This is a genomic window from Kitasatospora sp. NPDC088548 (assembly GCF_044753005.1).
Taxonomy (GTDB): Bacteria; Actinomycetota; Actinomycetes; order Streptomycetales; family Streptomycetaceae; genus Kitasatospora.
This window is the reverse complement of record NZ_JBIVMI010000001.1, coordinates 50,919-70,052: the sequence shown is the minus strand read 5'-3', so window position 1 is coordinate 70,052 and position 19,134 is coordinate 50,919. Positions and strand designations below refer to the sequence as shown.

General features: G+C 72.1%; 17 protein-coding genes. 13 read left to right on the top strand and 4 right to left on the bottom strand.

Annotation, left to right across the window (positions count from 1 at the left end; translation table 11 throughout):
- Positions 1 to 185: 185 nt before the first annotated feature.
- From ACIP82_RS00305 to ACIP82_RS00255, 11 genes are all read left to right on the top strand, one after another.
- Positions 186 to 1,127: an ABC transporter permease gene (locus ACIP82_RS00305; RefSeq protein WP_400649252.1), complete on the top strand. Its 942-nt coding sequence runs from the start codon at positions 186 to 188 to the stop codon at positions 1,125 to 1,127.
- A complete protein-coding gene (locus ACIP82_RS00300) occupies positions 1,120 to 1,929 on the top strand; it encodes an ABC transporter ATP-binding protein (RefSeq protein WP_363611722.1) in 810 nt (269 codons plus the stop codon). The genes ACIP82_RS00305 and ACIP82_RS00300 overlap by 8 nt, the downstream gene beginning before the upstream one ends.
- 321 nt (positions 1,930 to 2,250) lie before the next feature.
- Positions 2,251 to 3,171, top strand: coding sequence for a squalene synthase HpnC (hpnC, locus tag ACIP82_RS00295; protein WP_363611724.1), 921 nt, complete (start codon positions 2,251 to 2,253; stop codon positions 3,169 to 3,171).
- A gap of 41 nt (positions 3,172 to 3,212) precedes the next feature.
- Positions 3,213 to 4,070, top strand: a complete 858-nt coding sequence (hpnD, locus tag ACIP82_RS00290; protein WP_363611789.1) for a presqualene diphosphate synthase HpnD — start codon at positions 3,213 to 3,215, stop codon at positions 4,068 to 4,070.
- Between the two features lie 127 nt (positions 4,071 to 4,197).
- Entirely contained in the window at positions 4,198 to 5,631 is a 1,434-nt protein-coding gene (gene hpnE, locus ACIP82_RS00285; RefSeq protein WP_363611726.1) for a hydroxysqualene dehydroxylase HpnE, read from the top strand.
- A 128-nt stretch (positions 5,632 to 5,759) separates the two neighbouring features.
- Positions 5,760 to 6,848, top strand: coding sequence for a polyprenyl synthetase family protein (locus tag ACIP82_RS00280; RefSeq protein ID WP_400649247.1), 1,089 nt, complete (start codon positions 5,760 to 5,762; stop codon positions 6,846 to 6,848).
- A 7-nt stretch (positions 6,849 to 6,855) separates the two neighbouring features.
- Positions 6,856 to 8,949 (top strand): squalene--hopene cyclase, encoded by a 2,094-nt coding sequence (gene shc, locus ACIP82_RS00275; RefSeq protein ID WP_400649244.1) that lies wholly within the window; start codon positions 6,856 to 6,858, stop codon positions 8,947 to 8,949.
- Positions 8,946 to 9,647: a 1-hydroxy-2-methyl-2-butenyl 4-diphosphate reductase gene (locus tag ACIP82_RS00270; RefSeq protein WP_363611730.1), complete on the top strand. Its 702-nt coding sequence runs from the start codon at positions 8,946 to 8,948 to the stop codon at positions 9,645 to 9,647. The genes shc and ACIP82_RS00270 overlap by 4 nt, the downstream gene beginning before the upstream one ends.
- Before the next feature lie 2 nt (positions 9,648 to 9,649).
- Positions 9,650 to 10,675: an adenosyl-hopene transferase HpnH gene (hpnH, locus tag ACIP82_RS00265; RefSeq protein ID WP_363611732.1), complete on the top strand. Its 1,026-nt coding sequence runs from the start codon at positions 9,650 to 9,652 to the stop codon at positions 10,673 to 10,675.
- A 102-nt stretch (positions 10,676 to 10,777) separates the two neighbouring features.
- Positions 10,778 to 12,688: a 1-deoxy-D-xylulose-5-phosphate synthase gene (gene dxs / locus ACIP82_RS00260; protein ID WP_363611734.1), complete on the top strand. Its 1,911-nt coding sequence runs from the start codon at positions 10,778 to 10,780 to the stop codon at positions 12,686 to 12,688.
- Positions 12,678 to 14,084, top strand: coding sequence for an aspartate aminotransferase family protein (locus ACIP82_RS00255; protein ID WP_400649241.1), 1,407 nt, complete (start codon positions 12,678 to 12,680; stop codon positions 14,082 to 14,084). The genes dxs and ACIP82_RS00255 overlap by 11 nt, the downstream gene beginning before the upstream one ends.
- Positions 14,085 to 14,175: 91 nt before the next feature.
- Here the strand turns inward: ACIP82_RS00255 and ACIP82_RS00250 are convergent, their stop codons facing one another.
- On the bottom strand, positions 14,176 to 14,448 hold the full coding sequence (locus ACIP82_RS00250) for a DUF6343 family protein (protein WP_363611738.1): 273 nt from the start codon (positions 14,446 to 14,448) through the stop codon (positions 14,176 to 14,178).
- Between the two features lie 85 nt (positions 14,449 to 14,533).
- On the opposite strand from ACIP82_RS00250, the gene ACIP82_RS00245 reads away from it, so the two are divergent.
- Complete coding sequence (locus tag ACIP82_RS00245) at positions 14,534 to 14,716, top strand: I78 family peptidase inhibitor (RefSeq protein ID WP_363611740.1); 183 nt, start codon at positions 14,534 to 14,536, stop codon at positions 14,714 to 14,716.
- On the opposite strand, the gene ACIP82_RS00240 is transcribed toward ACIP82_RS00245, so the two are convergent.
- On the bottom strand, positions 14,667 to 15,452 hold the full coding sequence (locus ACIP82_RS00240) for a phosphatase PAP2 family protein (RefSeq protein WP_363611742.1): 786 nt from the start codon (positions 15,450 to 15,452) through the stop codon (positions 14,667 to 14,669). The genes ACIP82_RS00245 and ACIP82_RS00240 overlap by 50 nt on opposite strands.
- A gap of 231 nt (positions 15,453 to 15,683) precedes the next feature.
- Positions 15,684 to 16,451: a 3-oxoacyl-ACP reductase FabG gene (gene fabG, locus ACIP82_RS00235; RefSeq protein ID WP_400649239.1), complete on the bottom strand. Its 768-nt coding sequence runs from the start codon at positions 16,449 to 16,451 to the stop codon at positions 15,684 to 15,686.
- Between the two features lie 384 nt (positions 16,452 to 16,835).
- Here fabG and ACIP82_RS00230 point away from each other — a divergent pair, with 384 nt between their 5' ends.
- Positions 16,836 to 17,702 (top strand): MarR family transcriptional regulator, encoded by an 867-nt coding sequence (locus tag ACIP82_RS00230; RefSeq protein WP_363611746.1) that lies wholly within the window; start codon positions 16,836 to 16,838, stop codon positions 17,700 to 17,702.
- A gap of 253 nt (positions 17,703 to 17,955) precedes the next feature.
- Here ACIP82_RS00230 and ACIP82_RS00225 read toward each other — a convergent pair whose 3' ends face one another.
- Positions 17,956 to 18,819, bottom strand: coding sequence for an aldo/keto reductase (locus ACIP82_RS00225; protein WP_363611748.1), 864 nt, complete (start codon positions 18,817 to 18,819; stop codon positions 17,956 to 17,958).
- Positions 18,820 to 19,134: the final 315 nt, after the last annotated feature.

The window sequence follows — 19,134 nt, the reverse complement described above, 5'->3', positions numbered from 1 at the left end:
CCGTCCGATGACCGTACCGCCGGTCGATCGGGCGGTCGTACTGCCGTACGGTCGGCCGATCGCTGCGGCCGGTGACCACACACCGGCCGGATTCCCCCCGTGATCCCAGTGGATCCCCCTCGGCGCACGGCCGGCGGACCCCCGCCGACCGGCCGCCCCGACCCGATCCCGCGCGAAGGACGAATGTGTCGACAGTGAGTGAACCCGTCAGCCTCTCAGCCCCGAGGGGGGCGGACGCGGGCCTGACCCCCAAGCAGCTTGCGGACAAGTACGGCTTGGCGGTGAGCGGCAGACGGCCCGGTCTGGTCGCCTACACCAAGCAGCTCTGGGCCCGGCGCCACTTCATCTGGGCCTTCGCCACCGCCCGCCTGGTGGCCCAGTACACCGACGCCAAGCTCGGCCAGCTCTGGCAGGTCGTGACGCCGCTGCTGAACTGCGCGGTGTTCTACCTGGTCTTCGGTGTGATCCTGAACAACAAGGACGGATTCCCGAAGTACGTCGCGTGGCTCTGCATCGGCGTGTTCGTCTTCCAGTTCACCCAGAGCGCGGTGCAGTCGGGCACCCGGGCGATCTCGGACAACCTGGGCCTGATCCGCGCGCTGCACTTCCCGCGCGCCTCGCTGCCGATCGCCTTCACCGTGATCCAGCTGCAGCAGCTGCTGATCTCGATGGTCGTGCTGGTCGTGGTCGTGCTGGTCACCGGCGTCAAGCCCAGTGTCACCTGGGTGCTGGTCCTGCCGGCGCTGCTCCTGCAGTCGATGTTCAACACCGGTGTCGCGCTGATCATGTCCCGGATCGGGGCCAAGACGAGTGACATCTCGCAGCTGATCCCGTTCGCGATGCGGGCGTGGATGTACCTGTCCGGCGTGATGTACAGCATCCAGGACAAGATCGACAGCTGGCCGCCGTTCTGGCAGACGCTGATGCAGGTCAACCCGGCCTCGGTCTACATGGACCTCATCCGGCACGCCCTGGCACCGGAGATCTACAACAAGCACGTCTACGGCGCCAACGCCCAGGAACTGCCGGCCCACCTGTGGAAGTACGGCATCGGCTGGGGGCTCGGAATGCTGCTGATCGGATATGTCTTCTTCTGGAAGGCCGAGGAGGAGTACGGCCGTGGCTGACACCGACCTGAGCAAGAACCTCTCGATCAACGACGCGGACGTGGCCCGCGAGCCCACCGTGGTCGTCGACGACGTGCACATCGTCTACCGGGTGCACGGCGCGGGCTCCGGCAAGGGCAGCGCCACCTCCGCGATCAGCCGGATCATCAGCCGCAAGCGCGCCTCCGGCGTGCGCGAGGTGCACGCGGTGCGCGGGATCAGCTTCACCGCGTACAAGGGCGAGGCGATCGGTCTGATCGGCTCCAACGGCTCCGGCAAGTCGACCATGCTGGCGGCCATCGCCGGTCTGCTGCCGACCGAGAAGGGCGGCATCTACACCAACGGCCAGCCCTCCCTGCTGGGCGTCAACGCGGCCCTGATGAACGAGCTCACCGGCGAGCGCAACGTCGTGCTCGGCTGCCTGGCGATGGGGATGTCGCCGGCCGAGGTGCGGGCGCGCTACGACGACATCGTCGACTTCTCGGGCATCAACGAGAAGGGCGACTTCATCTCCCTGCCGATGCGCACCTACTCCTCCGGCATGGGCGCCCGTCTGCGGTTCTCCATCGCGGCGGCGAAGACCCACGACGTGCTGCTGATCGACGAGGCGCTGGCCACCGGCGACCAGGCGTTCCAGCAGCGCAGCAAGAACCGCATCACCGAACTGCGCAAGGCCGCCGGTACGGTCTTCCTGGTCAGCCACGACAACAGCTCGATCCGCGAGGTCTGCGAGCGGACGATCTGGATCGAGCACGGCGAGCTGATCATGGACGGGCCGACCGAGGAGGTCGTGGGCCGCTACGAGCGCGGCGAGCGCCCGTAACGCCCACCGGGCCCCGTACGGGAGGGCCGGTACCGGGAACCACCCCCGGCACCGGCCCTCCCGCCGTCTGCGCGCCTCCGGTACGCCCCCGGGCGGCCCTCGGCCGGCCGGGTGAGCGCCCCTGCGCCGGGCGGGGCGCCCTTCTCCCGCGCGGCGGGTGGTGTCAGGCTGTAGACGCGGGGGTTGTGTGCTGGACGTGACGCCATACTCGGACGCGTGTCCGAGTCGGACCGGTGATCCAGAGCGGTGTAGAACGGGGGAGTGACAGCAGTGTCGGCTTCGGCCCAGCCCAGTAGTGAACCAGCGGACCGTTCGACGGGGGTGACGCTGGACAAGGCGGCCGCGGAGAACTTCCCGGTCGCCCCGTTCTTCCTGCCCGCCGCCTGGCGCGACGACCTGATGGCCGTCTACGGCTTCGCCCGCCTGGTGGACGACGCCGGCGACGGCGACCTGGCCGACCCGGCCGGCGCGGCCCGGCTGCTCGGGGTGGCCGAACAGCCCCCCGCCGCCCCTTCGGCCCAGCCCGGCCCGGCCGAGACCGCCTTCCGGCTCGCCCTGCTCGACGGGCTGGAGCGGGACCTCGACCGGGTCTTCGAGGCCGCCCTGCACCCCGGGACCGCCGAGGCCCCCCGCCACCCCCTGCTGCGCGCCCTCGTCCCGCTGGTCGACCGGCACGGCCTGACCCCGGAGCCGTTCCGCCGCCTGATCGAGGCCAACCGGGTGGACCAGACCACCGCCCGCTACGCCACCTACCAGGACCTGATCGGCTACTGCACGCTCTCCGCCGACCCGGTGGGCCGCCTGGTGCTGGCCATCGCGGGCGTCTCCACCCCCGAGCGGATCCGGCTCTCCGACGAGATCTGCAGCGCCCTCCAGATCGTGGAGCACCTCCAGGACGTCGCCGAGGACCTCGCCCAGGGCCGGATCTACCTCCCGGAGGAGGACCTGACCCGGTTCGGCGTCACCGAGGAGGAGCTCGCCGCCCCCGCCGCGAACGGCGCGGTGCGCGAGCTGATCGCCTTCGAGGCGGACCGGGCACGCACCCTGCTCGACCACGGCGCGCCATTGGTAGGTACGGTTCGGGGGAGGCTTCGACTGCTCCTGGCGGGATTCACCGCAGGCGGCTACGCGGCCCTGGCGGCCATCGAGGCCGCCGGGTACGACGTACTCGCCCAGCAGGCGAAGCCTGACAAGCGCCGCCTCGCAGCGAAGGCGGCGGCCATCTTCGCGAAGGGAAGGTGAACGCCCGAGTGGCGGCATCACCACTGGCGTCGGCGCAGGTCATGGCGGCATACCGGTACTGCGAGGCAGTCACCGGGCTACAGGCGCGCAATTTCAGCTACGGCATCCGTCTGCTGCCGGAGCCCAAGCGGCTGGCCATGTCGGCCCTGTACGCCCTGGCCCGCCGGGTCGACGACATCGGCGACGGGGACCTGCCCGCCGACCGCAAGGCCGAGGCCCTGCTGCGCACCCGCGGGCTGCTGGGCGAGATCCGCGCCGGGGCGGTCGCCGAGGACGACACCGATCCGATCAAGGTCGCCCTGGCGGACGCCGCCCGGCGCTTCCCGATCCCGCTCGGCGGCTTCGACGAACTGATCGACGGCGTCGAGATGGACCTCAAGGGCGCCGAGTACCAGACCTACGAGGAGCTGAAGGTCTACTGCCGCTGCGTCGCGGGCGCGATCGGCCGGCTCTCGCTCGGCGTGTACGGCTGCGACGACCCGGAGCGCGGTGCCCGCTACGCGGACACCCTGGGCCTGGCGCTGCAGCTCACCAACATCCTGCGCGACCTGCGCGAGGACGCCCTGAACGGCCGCGTCTACCTGCCCGCCGAAGACCTGGCCAGGTTCGGCTGCGAGCAGGGCTTCGCGCTGCCCAGGCCGCCGATCGGCGCCGACTTCACCGGCCTGGTGGCCTTCGAGGCCGCCCGCGCCCAGGCCGCGTTCGAGGAGGGCCTGCGGCTGCTGCCGATGCTCGACCGCCGCAGCCGGGCCTGTACCGCCGCGATGGCCGGGATCTACCACCGGCTGCTCGGCCGGATCGCCGCCGACCCGGAGTCGGTCCTGCGCGGCCGGGTCTCGCTGCCGGGCTGGGAGAAGGCGTATGTGGCGCTTTCCGGGCTCGCCGGGGGGCGTTCTTGATTCTCGCCACAGTTCTGTCACGCTGTGTCAGCGGGGAATCACTTATGGGTAGAGCCGTGTTGACCACGACTGTGCTGGCCACAACGACCGCCACCGGGCGGTCCAGCGAATGCGAGGGGGAGGGCCGATGACCGGGCGAGCCGATGCCGCGCGCCCGGCCGCCGTCGTGGTCGGCGGCGGCCTGGCAGGGATCACCGCCGCACTGCGGCTGGCCGAGGCGGACCACCGGGTCACCCTGGTCGAGGGCCGCCCCCGGCTGGGCGGGCTGGCCTTCTCGTTCCAGCGCGGCGAGCTGACCGTCGACAACGGCCAGCACGTCTACCTGCGCTGCTGCACCGCCTACCGGGGCCTGATCGACCGGCTCGGGGCGAGCCGGCTGGTCCACCTCCAGGACCGGCTCGACGTCCCCGTCCTGGGCGTCTCCGGGCCCGACGGCGCCCCGGTGCGAACCCTGGGCCGACTGCGGCGGGCCGGGCTGCCCGTTCCGCTGCACCTGGCCGGCAGCCTCGCCCGGTACCCGCACCTGGGCCCGGCCGACCGGGCCCGGGTGGTCCGCGGCGCGCTCGCCCTGAAGGGCCTGGACCTCGCCGACCCGGCGCTGGACGGGCTCTCCTTCGGCGCGTGGCTGCGCCGCAACGGGCAGAACGAGCGCACCCTCGCCGCCCTGTGGGACCTGGTCGGCGTCGCCACGCTGAACGCCCGGGCCGACCAGGTGTCGCTGGCGCTGGCCGCGATGGTGTTCAAGACCGGGCTGCTCTCCGACCCGGGCGCCTCCGACATCGGCACGGCCGCCGTCCCGCTGGGCGCGATCCACCACGACGCGGCGCTCGCCGAGCTGGAGCGCGCCGGCGTGCGGGTGCTGCTGCGCGCCCGTGCCGCGGAGCTCAAGCCGGCCACGCCTCAGCACGCCGTCCGGCTGGAGAGCGGCGAGCTGCTCACCGCCGACACCGTCGTCCTGGCCGGCGCCCAGGACACCGCTGCCGCCCTGCTGCCGCCCGACGCCATCGACGGGCAGCGGCAGCTGGCCGACTTCGGCACCGCGCCGATCCTCAACGTCCACGTGGTCTACGACCGCACGGTGCTGCGCCGCCCGTTCTTCGCGGCGCTCGGCTCGCCGGTGCAGTGGGTGTTCGACCGCACCGCGCACTCCGGACTGGCCGGCACCGAGTCGGGCCGGGCGCACCCCGGAGCCCAGTACCTGGCGGTCTCCCAGTCCGCCGTCCAGGACGAGATCGATCTGCCGGTCGCCGAGCTGCGCCGCCGTTACCTGCCGGAGCTGGCCCGCCTGCTCCCGGCCGCCGGCGGCGCCGAGGTGCTGGACTTCTTCGTCACCCGTGAGCGCACCGCGACCTTCGACCCGGCCCCGGGCACCGCGGCGCTGCGCCCGCACGCCCGGACCAAGGTCCCCGGGCTGCTGCTGGCCGGTTCGTGGACGGCCACCGGCTGGCCCGCGACGATGGAGGGCGCGGTGCGCAGCGGCCACGCCGCGGCCGACGCGGCGCTCGCCGGCGGCGGCACCAGGATCCCGGTGGACCGCGGCGACGGGAGGTGGCCCAGGTGACCACGGGCCCCGCCACCGGCGACCCCGCGAGATCCGGCGGTCCCACCGCCGGCCTCACCGGCCTCATCGACATCGCAAGCGCCCGGCCGCCCTTCGCGGCCCGGCACCATCAGGGAGAGGGAACGCACGTGGAGTCAAGCACCGGCACTGCCGTCGGAGGCACGGCGCACGCCGAACCGGTCTCGGTGCCCGAGCTGCTCGCCCGTAGCCGTACGCTCTGCACCCCACCGCTGCGGGCCGCCGTCGCCCGTCTGGCCGCACCGATGGACACCGTCGCGGCCTACCACTTCGGCTGGATCGACCGGGACGGCACGCCGTCCGCGGGGGACGGCGGCAAGGCCGTCCGCCCCGCTCTGGCCCTGCTCTCCGCGCAGGCGACCGGCGCCCCGGCGGAGGTGGGGGTACCCGGCGGGGTCGCCGTTGAACTGGTGCACAACTTCTCGCTGCTCCATGATGATCTGATGGACGGTGACGAGACCAGACGCCACCGGGCCACCGCCTGGACGGTCTTCGGTCCGGCCCAGGCGATCCTGGCCGGTGACGCCCTGGCGACGCTCGGTACGGAGGTGCTGCTCGACGCCGCCGTCACCGGTGGAGCGAGCTCCACCGACGCCGCCCGCGCCGTCCGGCTGCTCACCACCGCGACCCGCGGGCTCATCGACGGCCAGGCGATGGACGTGGCCTTCGAACAGCGGGACAGCGTCACCGTCGCCGAATGCCTGGAGATGGAGGGCGGCAAGACCGCCGCGCTCCTCGCCGCCGCCTCGGCGATCGGCGCCGTCCTGGCCGGCGCCGACGACCGGGTCTCGGACGCCCTCCAGCGCTACGGCCACCACCTGGGGCTCGCCTTCCAGGCGGTGGACGACCTGCTCGGCATCTGGGGCGCCACCGAGGTCACCGGCAAGCCGCACTGGGGCGACCTGCGCCAGCGCAAGAAGTCGCTGCCGGTCGCCGCCGCGCTCGCCGAGGGCGGCGCCGCGTCGCGCCGGCTCGCCGAGGAGCTGGCCGACCCCACCGGGCGCGGCGAGGAGAGCGAGCCCCAGCTCGCCGCCCGCGCCGGCCTGATCGAGGAGGCCGGCGGCCGTGCCTGGACCCAGGAGGAGGCCCGCCGCCAGCACACGACCGCCCTCGCCGCCCTGGACGAGGTCCCCATGCCCGACACGGTGCGCGAGCACTTCGTCGCACTCGCCGAATTCGTGGTGGTACGAGAGAGGTGACGTTACGTTGACAGCAACCGCGGACGGCCGGCTCGACCCTGAGTACGATTCCGAGCCGGTCGCGGTGGGCGACCGCCCCCCGGCGCTCCTGAGCGCCGGGCGGTGGCAGCCCGAAGGGACCGACCCGCTCCGGCCGGCCGACCGTCCCGACGAACAGCACACCGGGCCGGCCTCCGCCGAGGAGACGCTGGCCCGCGCCACCACCCACCTGCTCTCGCTACAGAGCTCGGAGGGCTGGTGGAAGGGTGATCTGGAGACCAACGTCACCATGGACGCCGAGGACCTGCTGCTCCGGCAGTTCCTCGGAATCCGAACGGCTGAGCAGACCAAGGCCACCGCCGAGTGGATCCGCTCCCAGCAACGGGAGGACGGCACCTGGTCCACCTTCCACGGCGGACCGCCCGAACTCTCCACCACCGTCGAGGCGTACGTCGCCCTCAAGCTCGCCGGCGACGACCCCAACGCCCCGCACATGCTCGCCGCCGCCCGCTACGTGCGCTCCGCCGGCGGCATCGCGGCCGCCCGGGTGTTCACCCGGATCTGGCTCGCGCTCTTCGGCTGGTGGCCCTGGGCACGGCTGCCCGAGATGCCGCCCGAGATCATGTTCCTGCCCAAGTGGCTCCCGCTGAACATCTACGCCTTCGGCTGCTGGGCCCGGCAGACCATCGTGCCGCTGACCATCGTCTCGGCCCACCGCCCGGTCCGCCCGGCCCCCTTCCCGCTCACCGAACTGCACACCGACCCGGAGCACCCCTTCCCGGACCGGCCGCTCGCCCCCGCCACCACCTGGGACGGCGTCTTCGAGCGCCTCGACAAGGTGCTGCACGCCTACCACCGCCGGGCGCTGCGCCCGCTGCGCCGGCTCGCCATCTCCCAGGCCTGCCGGTGGATCGTCGAGCGGCAGGAGGCCGACGGCTGCTGGGGCGGCATCCAGCCGCCCGCCGTCTACTCCCTGATCGCCCTGCACCTGGAGGGCTACGAGCTGGAACACCCGGTGGTGCAGGCCGGCCTGTCGGCCTTCGACCGGTTCACCGTGCACACCGAGGACGGCCGGCGCTGGCTGGAGGCCTGCCAGTCCCCGGTCTGGGACACCTGCCTGGCCACCATCGCGCTGGTCGACGCCGGGGTGCCGGCCGACCACCCCGCACTGGTCTCCGCGGTGGACTGGATGCTCGCGGAGGAGATCACCCGGCGCGGCGACTGGTCCGTGCAGCGGCCCTCGCTCGCGCCCGGCGGCTGGGCGTTCGAGTTCGAGAACGACACCTACCCCGACATCGACGACACCGCCGAGGTGGTGCTCGCACTGCGCCGGGTCGCCCACCCGAGCCCCGCCAAGGTGGCCGGAGCGGTGGACCGCGGCGTCGACTGGAACCTCGGCATGCAGTCCAAGAACGGCGCCTGGGGCGCGTTCGACGTCGACAACACCAGCACCCTGCCGAACAAGCTGCCGTTCTGCGACTTCGGCGAGGTGGTCGACCCGCCGTCCGCCGATGTCACCGCCCATGTGGTGGAGATGCTCGCCGAGGTCGGCAAGGGCCGGGACCCGCGCACCCGCCGGGGTGTGGAGTGGCTGCTGCGCAACCAGGAGGCCGACGGCTCCTGGTTCGGCCGCTGGGGCACCAACTACATCTACGGCACCGGTTCCGTCCTGCCCGCCCTGGTCGCGGCCGGCGTCCCGGACGAGCACCCGGTGATCCGCCGCGCCGTCCGCTGGCTGGAGGACCGGCAGAACACCGACGGCGGCTGGGGCGAGGACATGCGCTCCTACGAGGACCCGGCCCGCTGGGCCGGGCGCGGCGACTCCACCGCCTCGCAGACCGCCTGGGCGCTGATGGCGCTGCTCGCGGCCGGCGAGGGCCCGGACGGCCGGGCCAACCCGGCGGTCGAGCGCGGGGTGGACTGGCTGGTCCGCACCCAGCTGCCCGAGGGGACCTGGGACGAACCGCAGTTCACCGGCACCGGCTTCCCCTGGGACTTCTCCATCAACTACCACCTCTACCGGCTGGTCTTCCCGGTCACCGCACTCGGCCGGTACCTCCACGGCAGCCCGGCCACCGGCCGGGAGAACACCGGCGCCCCGACGATCGGGGCGGCCCGGTGAGCCGAGCCCCGCTGCTGGTGCTCTGCGCGCTCGGCCCCGAGGTGTGGGCCCTGCGGGGCGGGGACTGGCGCGGCGCGGCCGCCGGTCCGCCGGTCCTCGTCCGCACCGGGGTGGGCCGGCGGCGGGCCTCACTCGCCGTCAGAAGGCTGCTCAGCGCCGCCCCCGGCGGCTACGGCGCGGTCGTGGTGGCCGGCTTCGGGGCCGCCGTCGCGCCGGGAATAAGCCCCGGCGACGTCATCGTTGCGAACGGGGTGCGCGATGCCGAAGGGAACCTCTTCGCGGTCGACTCGGGTCCGGACCTCACCCGGGTCCTGAAGGCACGCGGTCTGACGGTCCACACCGGGGTGCACCACACCGCCGACCATGTGGTGCGCGGCATCGAACGGCGCGCCCTGCACCTGCAGGGCGCGCTCGCGGTCGACATGGAGGCCGCCGCGGTCACCGCGGCCCTCCAGGAGCTCCGCCCGACGCTGCCCGCGGCCGTCCTGCGGGTGGTCGTCGACACCCCCGAGCACGAACTGCTGCGTCCGGGCACTCTCCCGGCCGGACTGCGCGCCTGGCGGGCCCTGCGCGCGACCGTGCCCGCCCTGGTCGACTGGCACGAACAGAACCGGCCGCCGCGGGGGCGCCTACCGGGCCCGCCGTCCGGAATCCTCCACCACCCCACATCCTCGACGCTCCCTCAGGAGGCGAGCTAGCCATGGCCATGCCGTTGCGCCAAACCGTGCGGGTCGGCACCTACCTCATGCAGCAGAAGCTCAAGCGGCGGGACAAATTCCCGCTGATCGTCGAACTGGAACCGCTGTTCGCCTGCAACCTGGCCTGTGAGGGATGCGGCAAGATCCAGCACCCGGCGGGTGTGCTGAAGCAGCGGATGCCGGTCGCCCAGGCGGTCGGCGCGGTGCTGGAGTCGGGTGCCCCGATGGTCTCGATCGCGGGCGGCGAGCCGCTGATGCACCCGCAGATCGACGAGATCGTGCGGCAACTGGTCGAGCGCCGCAAGTACGTCTTCCTCTGCACCAACGCGCTGCTGCTGCGCAAGAAACTGGACAAGTTCAAGCCCTCGCCGTACTTCACCTTCACCGTGCACATCGACGGCATGCGCGAGCGGCACGACGCCTCGGTGGCCAAGGAGGGCACCTTCGACGAGGCGGTGGAGGCGATCAAGGAGGCCCAGCGGCGGGGCTTCCGGGTCACCACCAACAGCACCTTCTTCAACACCGACACCCCGCAGACCATCATCGAGGTGCTGGACTACCTCAATGACGAGCTCAAGGTCGAGGAGATGATGATCTCCCCGGCGTTCGCCTATGAGAAGGCCCCCGACCAGGAGCACTTCCTCGGCGTCGAACAGACCAGGGAGCTGTTCCGCAAGACCTTCGCCGGCGGCAACCGGCGGCGCTGGCGGCTCAACCACAGCCCGCTGTTCCTGGACTTCCTGGAGGGCAAGGTCGACTTCTCCTGCACCGCCTGGGGCATCCCCAACTACTCGCTGTTCGGGTGGCAGCGCCCCTGCTACCTGATGTCCGACGGGTACGTCCCCACCTACCGCGAGCTGGTCGAGAAGACCGACTGGGAGAAGTACGGCCGCGGCAAGGACCCGCGCTGCGCCAACTGCATGGCGCACTGCGGCTACGAGCCGACCGCCGTCCTCGCCACCATGGGCTCGCTCAAGGAGTCGCTGCGCGCGATCACCGAGACCATCAGCGCCAACCGCGGCCACTGACCGGCCGTCTGTGACCTCACGGTCCGGCCCGGGCCACCCGCCCGGGCCGGACCGCCCCGTCAGGGGGCACCACCGCACCGCTCCGAGTCGTGAGGTGAACACATGTCACTGCTCTCCAGCGTCAAGTCCCCGGCCGACCTGCGGGAGATCCCGGCCGCCGACCTCCCGCTGCTCGCCGACGAGATCCGCGCGTTCCTGATCGACGCCGTCACCAGGACCGGCGGCCACCTCGGCCCGAACCTCGGTGTGGTGGAGCTGACCATCGCGCTGCACCGGGTCTTCGACTCCCCGCGCGACCGGATCGTCTGGGACACCGGCCACCAGAGCTACGTCCACAAGCTGCTCACCGGCCGCCAGGACTTCTCCCGGCTGCGGATGAAGGACGGCCTCTCCGGCTACCCCTCCCGCGCCGAGTCCGAGCACGACCTGGTCGAGAACTCGCACGCCTCCACCGCCCTCTCCTACGCCGACGGCCTCGCCAAGGCCGCCCGGCTCCTCGGCCAGCACGACCGGCAGACCGTCGCCGTGATCGGCGACGGCGCCCTCACCGGCGGCCTCGCCTGGGAGGCGCTCAACAACATCGCCGAGGCCCGGGACCGGCCGCTGGTGATCGTCGTCAACGACAACGAGCGCTCCTACGCCAGAACCGTCGGCGGCCTCGCCCACCACCTCGCCACGCTGCGCACCACCCAGGGGTACGAACGCTTCCTCGCCCTCGGCAAGGAGGCGCTGCAGCGCACCCCGCTGGTCGGCCAGCCGATCTTCGACGCGCTGCACGGCGCCAAGAAGGGGTTCAAGGACGCCTTCGCCCCGCAGGGCATGTTCGAGGACCTCGGGCTCAAGTACCTCGGGCCGATCGACGGCCACGACCTCGGCGCCGTCGAGCAGGCGCTGCGCCAGGCGCGCGGGTTCGGCGGCCCGGTCATCGTGCACTGCCTGACCGTCAAGGGCCGCGGCTACCGGCCCGCCGAGCAGGACGAGGCGGACCGCTTCCACGCCGTCAACCCGATCGACCCGTACACCTGCCTGCCCGTCTCGCCCAGCGGCGGGGTCTCCTGGACGTCCGTGTTCGGCGAGGAGATGCTCGCACTCGGGGCGGAGCGGCCGGACGTGGTCGCGATCACCGCCGCGATGCTCCAGCCGGTCGGGCTCGCCAAGTTCGCCCAGGCGTACCCCGAGCGGATCTTCGACGTCGGCATCGCCGAGCAGCACGCCGTCACCAGCGCGGCCGGCCTGGCCACCGGTGGGCTCCACCCGGTGGTGGCGGTGTACGCGACCTTCCTCAACCGGGCGTTCGACCAGGTGCTGATGGACGTCGCCCTGCACCGGCTGGGCGTCACCTTCGTACTCGACCGCTCCGGGGTGACCGGTCCGGACGGGGCCTCGCACAACGGCATGTGGGACATGTCGATCCTGCAGGTCGTCCCCGGTCTGCGGCTGGCCGCCCCGCGCGACGCCGATCAGCTCCGCGCCCAGTTGCGGGAGGCGGTGGAGGTGGTGGACGCGCCGACCGTGGTCCGCTTCCCCAAGGCGACCATCGGGCCCGTCGTCCCGGCCCTCGAGCGGATCGGCGGCGTGGACGTACTGCTGCGGACCGGGCCGGAGCCCGAGATCCTGCTGGTCGCCGTCGGCACCACCGCGGCCGCCTGCCTGGACGCGGCGCGGCTGCTGCTCGCCGAGGGGTTCACCGCGACCGTGGTCGACCCGCGCTGGGTCAAGCCGGTCGACGAGGCGCTGCCGCTCCTGGCCGCGGCGCACCGGCTGGTCGTCACCGTCGAGGACAACGGCCGGACCGGCGGCGTCGGCGCCGCGATCGCGCAGACGCTGCGCGACGCCGACCTGGACGTTCCACTGCGGGTGCTGGGCCTGCCGCAGCAGTTCCTCGAACACGGCGCCCGCGGCGACATCCTGGAGGAGACCGGCCTGACCGGGACCGGGGTCGCCGCCCAGACCGCGGTCTTCGCCAAGAACCTGCTACCGACCCGAGGAGCGGACCAGCACCATGCCGGCTGACCCCGACAGCACCGAAGCACGCTTCGACCTCGCCGCCCTGCTCGCCGAACGCGGGGCCGAGCGTTACGAGTTGCACAGCCGCTACCTCAATCCGCAGCTGCCCCGGATGCTGCGCACCATCGGCTTCGACAAGTACTACGAGCGCGCCGAGGGCCCGTACTTCTACGACGCCGAGGGCCACGAGTACCTCGACATGCTGGCCGGCTTCGGCATCTTCGCGCTGGGCCGCCACCACCCGGTGGTGCGGTCCGCCGTCCAGCAGGTGATGGACCTCGACCTGCCCGACCTGGTCCGCTTCGACTGCTCGCCGCTGCCCGGGCTGCTGGCCGAGCGGCTGCTCTCCTTCGCGCCCGGGCTGGACCGGGTGTTCTTCGGCAACAGCGGCACCGAGGCCGTCGAGACGGCGCTCAAGTTCGCCCGGTACGCGACCGGGCGCAAGCGGGTGCTCTACGCCGACCACGCCTTCCACGGGCTGACCGCCGGGTCACTCTCCGTCAACGGTGAGAACGGATTCCGCAAGGGCTTCGACCCGCTGCTGCCGGACACCGCCGTTCCGCTCGGCGATCTCGTCACCCTGGCCAAGGAGTTGAGGAAAGGCGATGTCGCGGCGCTGATCGTCGAGCCGATCCAGGGCAAGGGCGTGCAGGCCCCCCCTCCCGGCTGGCTGCGCGCGGCCCAGGAACTGCTGCACGAGCACAAAGCGCTGCTGATCTGCGACGAGGTGCAGACCGGGATCGGCCGGACCGGTGAGTTCTTCGCCTACCAGCACGAGGAGGGGGTACTGCCGGACCTGGTCTGCGTCGCCAAGGCGCTCTCCGGCGGGTATGTGCCGGTCGGGGCGACGCTCGGCAAGAGCTGGATCTTCGAGAAGGTGTACTCCTCGATGGACCGGGTGCTGGTCCACTCGGCCAGCTTCGGCTCCAACGCCCAGGCGATGGCGGCCGGCCTGGCGACCCTGGAGGTGATGCGGGACGAGAAGGTGGTCGAGAACGCCCGCCGGGTCGGCGATCTGTTCCGGGAGCGGCTGACCGCGCTGACCGGGAAGTACGAGCTGCTGGCCGAGGTCCGGGGCCGGGGCCTGATGATCGGTATCGAGTTCGGCCGGCCGAAGTCGCTCAAGCTGCGCACCGGCTGGACGGCTCTCCAGGCCGCCCGCAAGGGCTTGTTCGCGCAGATGGTGGTCGTACCGCTGCTCCAGCGGCACCGGATTCTCACCCAGGTCTCCGGTGACCACCTGGAGGTGATCAAGCTGATCCCGCCGCTGATCATCACCGAGCGGGATGTGGACCGGTTCATCGACGCGTTCACCGATGTCATGGACGACGCGCACCGGGGCAGCGGCCTGATGTGGGACTTCGGCCGGACGCTGGTGAAGCAAGCGGTCGGCAACCGCTGAGCGCCGCGGTCGGCCCGGTCGGCGGCGGAGAGTACGGGCACGGGGTGGGAGGTCGGCGGGGCCGACTTCCCACCCCGTGGGAGATACCGCGTCAGAGCTCTGTCCGGCGGCGCCGGATGACGACGACGAGATCGACGACGGCGAACAGGGTGAGCAGCCCGCAGGCCACCGCGAAACCGGTGAGGGTGCCCCGGCTGGGGGCGCCGTACGCGGGGGAGTTGGCCGCCCAGATCGCGAAGGCCGCGGTGGCGAGGGCGAACAGCGGTGTGAAGGTGAGTGAGAGCAGATAACGCAGCTTGAGGTCGCTGCGGGCGGTGGCGGGCTCGGTGCCGCTGCGCCACCGGCGCGGGGTGGTGGTGCGCATGTCCGTTCACCTCCCGGATCCGGGTGCGGCCGGTGTGGGCGGTCTACGATTCCAGCGTACGTCCGGGGCGAGCAGGGGAGCGGCGATGGCGGACGCGGAGGGCTATGCGGGGCTGCGGGTGGAACGGGCCGAGGAGCTGGCCCGTCGGCACGGCTGGGCCTCGGTCCGGGTGCTGCCGCCCGGGGCGATGATGACCATGGACCACCGGGAGGGCCGGCTCAACCTCGCGGTGCGCGACGGGGTGGTGGAGCGCAGCTGGGAGGGGTAGGGCCGGCCGGCCTCCGGGAGCCGGTGAGCCGCCGCTCGGCGGCGGCGACCAGGGGTTCGAGCAGGGGCAGCGAGAGCAGCACCAGCAGGCCGGCGGCCCAGCCGGCCAGGACGTCGGTGACCCAGTGGGTGCCGAGGTAGAGGGTGGTGAGCCCGACCGAGCAGGCGGTGGCGGCGGCGAGCACCGCGCCGGTGCGCCGCCAGCGGGCCGCCAGGTAGGCCAGGACGCCCCAGGTGACCACGGCGTTGGCGGTGTGCCCGGACGGGAATATGGTGCCGCCGGAGAACAGCTCGGGCGAGCCGACGTACTGGGCGTAGTGCGGGCCGAGGCGGCCGGTGGCGATCTTCACCGCGCCGACGGTGGCGTTGAGCAGCAGCAGGGCCACAGCCATCACCAGCAGGGGGCGCAGCCGCCGTAGCCGGTGGGCGCGCCAGCCGAGCCAGGCGAAGGCCGCGACGGCGGACGGACCGCGCTGCCCGGCCACCACCCAGATGTCCAGCAGTGGCTCCAGGCTGGGCCAGCGTTCGTACGGGCGCATCAGCCGTACCGACCAGTCGAGGTCGACCAGCGCGGTGTTGAGCAGCACGCCGGCCACCACCAGCAGATAGCCGAGGGCGGTGAGGGCCAGCGGTCCGGCCTGCCGCCGGGCCGTCGGCGGACCGGACGCCGCGGGGGTGGGGCGTGGGCGCTCGCGGCGGGAGGTCAGGTTCTCCGGCAGTTCACTCGGCGCTTGCACGGTGGTGACGGTACCCACCTGTCCGGCGGCAGTCCCCGGGGAGTGGAGATTTTCCGGGGAAATCGGGGACAAGGCTGAAATATAGCTGCTTGGAGGTGCTTTCCCGATATTCTTCCGTCGAATATCGGTGTGGCCTTCGAATGGTTATTCCAAAGGGTGTGCAAAGCGAACGGAGTGGGAGGCTGGTCGGCCGGCTTCCCACTCCGTGGTAACCCTGCGTAGGTTCGGTGCTCAGTCGAGGGGGCCGCCGGCCACGTAGATCACCTGTCCGGAGACGAAGCCCGCACCCTCGCCGGCGAGGAACGAGATGGTGTGCGCCACGTCCTCCGGGACGCCGACCCGCTGGACCGGGATCTGGCCGGCGGCGGCGCGCTTGAAGTCCTCGAAGTCCATGCCGACCCGGGCGGCGGTGGCGGCCGTCATGTCGGTGGCGATGAAGCCGGGGGCGACGGCGTTGGCGGTGATGCCGAACTTGCCCAGCTCGATGGCCAGGGTCTTGGTGAAGCCCTGCAGACCCGCCTTGGCGGCGGAGTAGTTGGCCTGGCCGCGGTTGCCCTGGGCGGAGGACGAGGACAGGTTGACGATCCGGCCGAAGCCGGCGTCCACCATGTGCTTCTGCACCGCCCGGGTCATCAGGAAGGCGCCGCGCAGATGAACGTTCATCACCGTGTCCCAGTCGGACTCGGACATCTTGAAGAGCAGGTTGTCGCGCAGCACGCCCGCGTTGTTCACGAGGACGACCGGGGCGCCGAGTTCGGCGGCGATGCGGTCGACCGCGGCCTGTACCTGCCCGGCGTCCGAGACGTCGGCGCCGACGGCGAGGGCGCGGCCGCCCGCCGCGGTGATCCGGTCGACGGTGTCCTTGCAGGCCGCCTCGTCCAGGTCGAGGACGGCGACGGCGTACCCGTCGGAGGCCAGGCGCAGCGCGGTGGCGGCGCCCAGGCCGCGCGCGGCGCCGGTGACGACGGCGACCCTGGGGGCGGTGCTCTGCTCGGTCATGCTCGCTCTCGTCTCTCTTGGTGGACCGCTGAGGTGGCCACACCTTACCCGCGAGTAGGGTGCCCGGCCAGGGTGGAGAGCCGCAGGTGACCGAGGGTAAGGACCGACCGGTCGGCTTTCTCCTGCGAACGGGTTACGGTCGGGGCGACGCGGCGAGTAAATATGCCAATGTTGCCGAACCTGCGTCTACTATCCGCCCCCGCCTGCCAGCGAGGGCCCGCCGTTTGTATAGTGTCCGCCAGCAGCCACCGGCTGCACGGCTGGAGCGCCCTCCCTCACAGCGGGACGCCCACTCGCCGTTACTGCCCCACCCGGGTGTCCCACACACACCGGGTGTGACATCGGGACGGATACATGGTGCTGGGGGAGATCCCGACGACCCGCGTGTCCGCGCGACTGCAGCAGTCGCCCGGACACCTCATCCGCGTTGCACAGCAGGTACACACCCGTCTGTGGTCCGAACATGTCGGAGCCGATCTCACGGCCCCGCAGTTCGCCGTACTGCTGGTCCTCGCCCTGGAACCGGGCGCTGACCAGCGGACGGTCGGCGAGAGAGCCTCGCTGGACAAGGCCACGATGGCCGAGATGGTCGCTCGGCTGGTCCGTCGTGGACTGGTGCTGCGAAGGCGCGATCCGGCCGACGGCCGGCGCAAGCTGCTCGCTCTCTCGCAGAGCGGCGCCCAGGCGGTGCGCGAGGCCACCGGCGGAGTGGTCCGCGTGCAGCGCACGCTCTTCGAGCCGCTCACGGCCGAGGAGCAACTGGAAATCGTCCGCGTGATGGCCAAGATAGCCAGGCTGGAGCCCGCTGCGGTCGCCGTCCTCACGGACGCGCGGCCGATGCTGGACGCCCAGCGGGCGATCGGCTATCTGATCAGGGTGAGCCAGCAGGTTCACACCAAACTCTGGTCGGAGCACGTCGGTTCGGACCTGACGGCGCCGCAGTACGCGGTGCTGGACGCGCTCGAACTGGAGCCGGGCGCCGATCAGCGGACGGTCGGCGAGCTGGCCTCGCTGGACAAGGCCACGATGGCCGAGATGGTCAGCCGTCTCGTCCGGCGCGGTCTGGTGCAGCGTCGGCGCGACCCCTCGGACGGGCGGCGCAACCTGCTGTCGCTCTCGCCGGCGGGGCAGGACCTGCTGCACCGCTCGGCCGCGGGCGTGGCGGAGGTTCAGCGGTTGTTGCTGGCCGCGCTGGAAGAGGAGGAACACGCACCCGCCCTGGCGTTGATCGCCAAGGCGGCCAGGCTCTAGGCGCCCTTCCTCGCGCGCTAGCCAAAACGATTCGCCACCGTGCCGGAGGTCCTCCTGTCGAGGGCCGAAGGAGCGTGGTCGGACCGGTCGGTAGGGCTGCGCGCCGAGCGGCGGGACGGTTCCGGCCGACATCGCGGGCCCTTCACACCGAAGGCCGCCCACCCCGAACGGGGTGGGCGGCCTTCGGTGTTGACGCTCGGTCGGGGGCGGTGCCGTCGAACACCGGTCCGGCGTCGACGGCGCCGAGGCGGCGTTAGTTCCAGTCGAAGCTCTGCGGGTCCGGGCCGATCCGCTCGCCGGTGGCGATGCCGGCGATCGCGGTCAGGTCGGCCGCGTCCAGCTCGAAGCCGGTGACGTCCAGGTTCTCCTTGATCCGGGCCGGGGTGACCGACTTCGGGATCGCGATGATGCCGCTCTGCAGGTGCCAGCGGAGCACCACCTGGGCGACGGTGCGGCCGTGCTTCTCGGCGATCTTCACCAGCACCGGGTCGGCCAGCAGCTCCTTGCCCTGGCCCAGCGGGCTCCAGGCCTCGGTGGCGATGCCGTGCTGGGCGTGGAAGGCGCGCAGTTCGCCCTGCGGGAAGTACGGGTGCAGCTCGACCTGGTTCAGCACCGGGGCCACCGAGGCCTCGTCGAGCAGGCGGGTGAGCTGCTCGGCGCCGAAGTTGGAGACGCCGATGGACTTCACCCGGCCGCCGGCGAGCAGCTGCTCCAGGCCCTTCCAGACGTTCAGGAAGCTGCCGTGCATCGGGCGCGGCCAGTGGATCAGGTAGAGGTCCACGTAGTCCAGGCCGAGCTTGGCCAGCGAGGCGTCGAACTCGCGCAGTACCGCGTCGCGGCCCTGCTCGCCGGACCAGTCGCGGGTGCCGGAGTTCCACAGCTTGGTGGTGATGTAGAGGTCCTCGCGGGCCACGCCGCCCGCGAGCGCCTCGGTGATCGCCTGGCCGGTGCCGGCCTCGTTCTCGTAGATCGCCGCCGTGTCGATCGAGCGGTAGCCCGCCTGGATGGCGTTGCGGACGGCCGCCGTCGCCTCCGCGTCGGGAACCTGCCACACGCCGAAGCCGAGCTGCGGGATCTGCGAGCCGTTGTTGAGGGTGATGCTGGGGATCTTGCTCACGGGAAGGGGTGCCCTCCTGGTTGACCATCGTTTCCAGTGAAGGCCAACCGGTGGCGCCGCGGGATTGTTCCCGTCCGGCGAAAGAATTTTCCGACGCGTTGTACCGGCGTACGCAGGGGTTCTCGGCGCCGGGTCCGTCGGGCGGCCGCCGGGAAAACCTGTTGCGCAGGTCACATCCGGATTGGCAGGCTCGCTGCCATGACGTCCTGACCAACCCCTCGCCGTGACCGTGCCGGCCGCCTTCGCCGCTGTTCCCCCACCCCTCCCGGTCGCCGTTCCGGCGCCCGGACCGCCGCCGTTCCGGTGCGCCGTGAG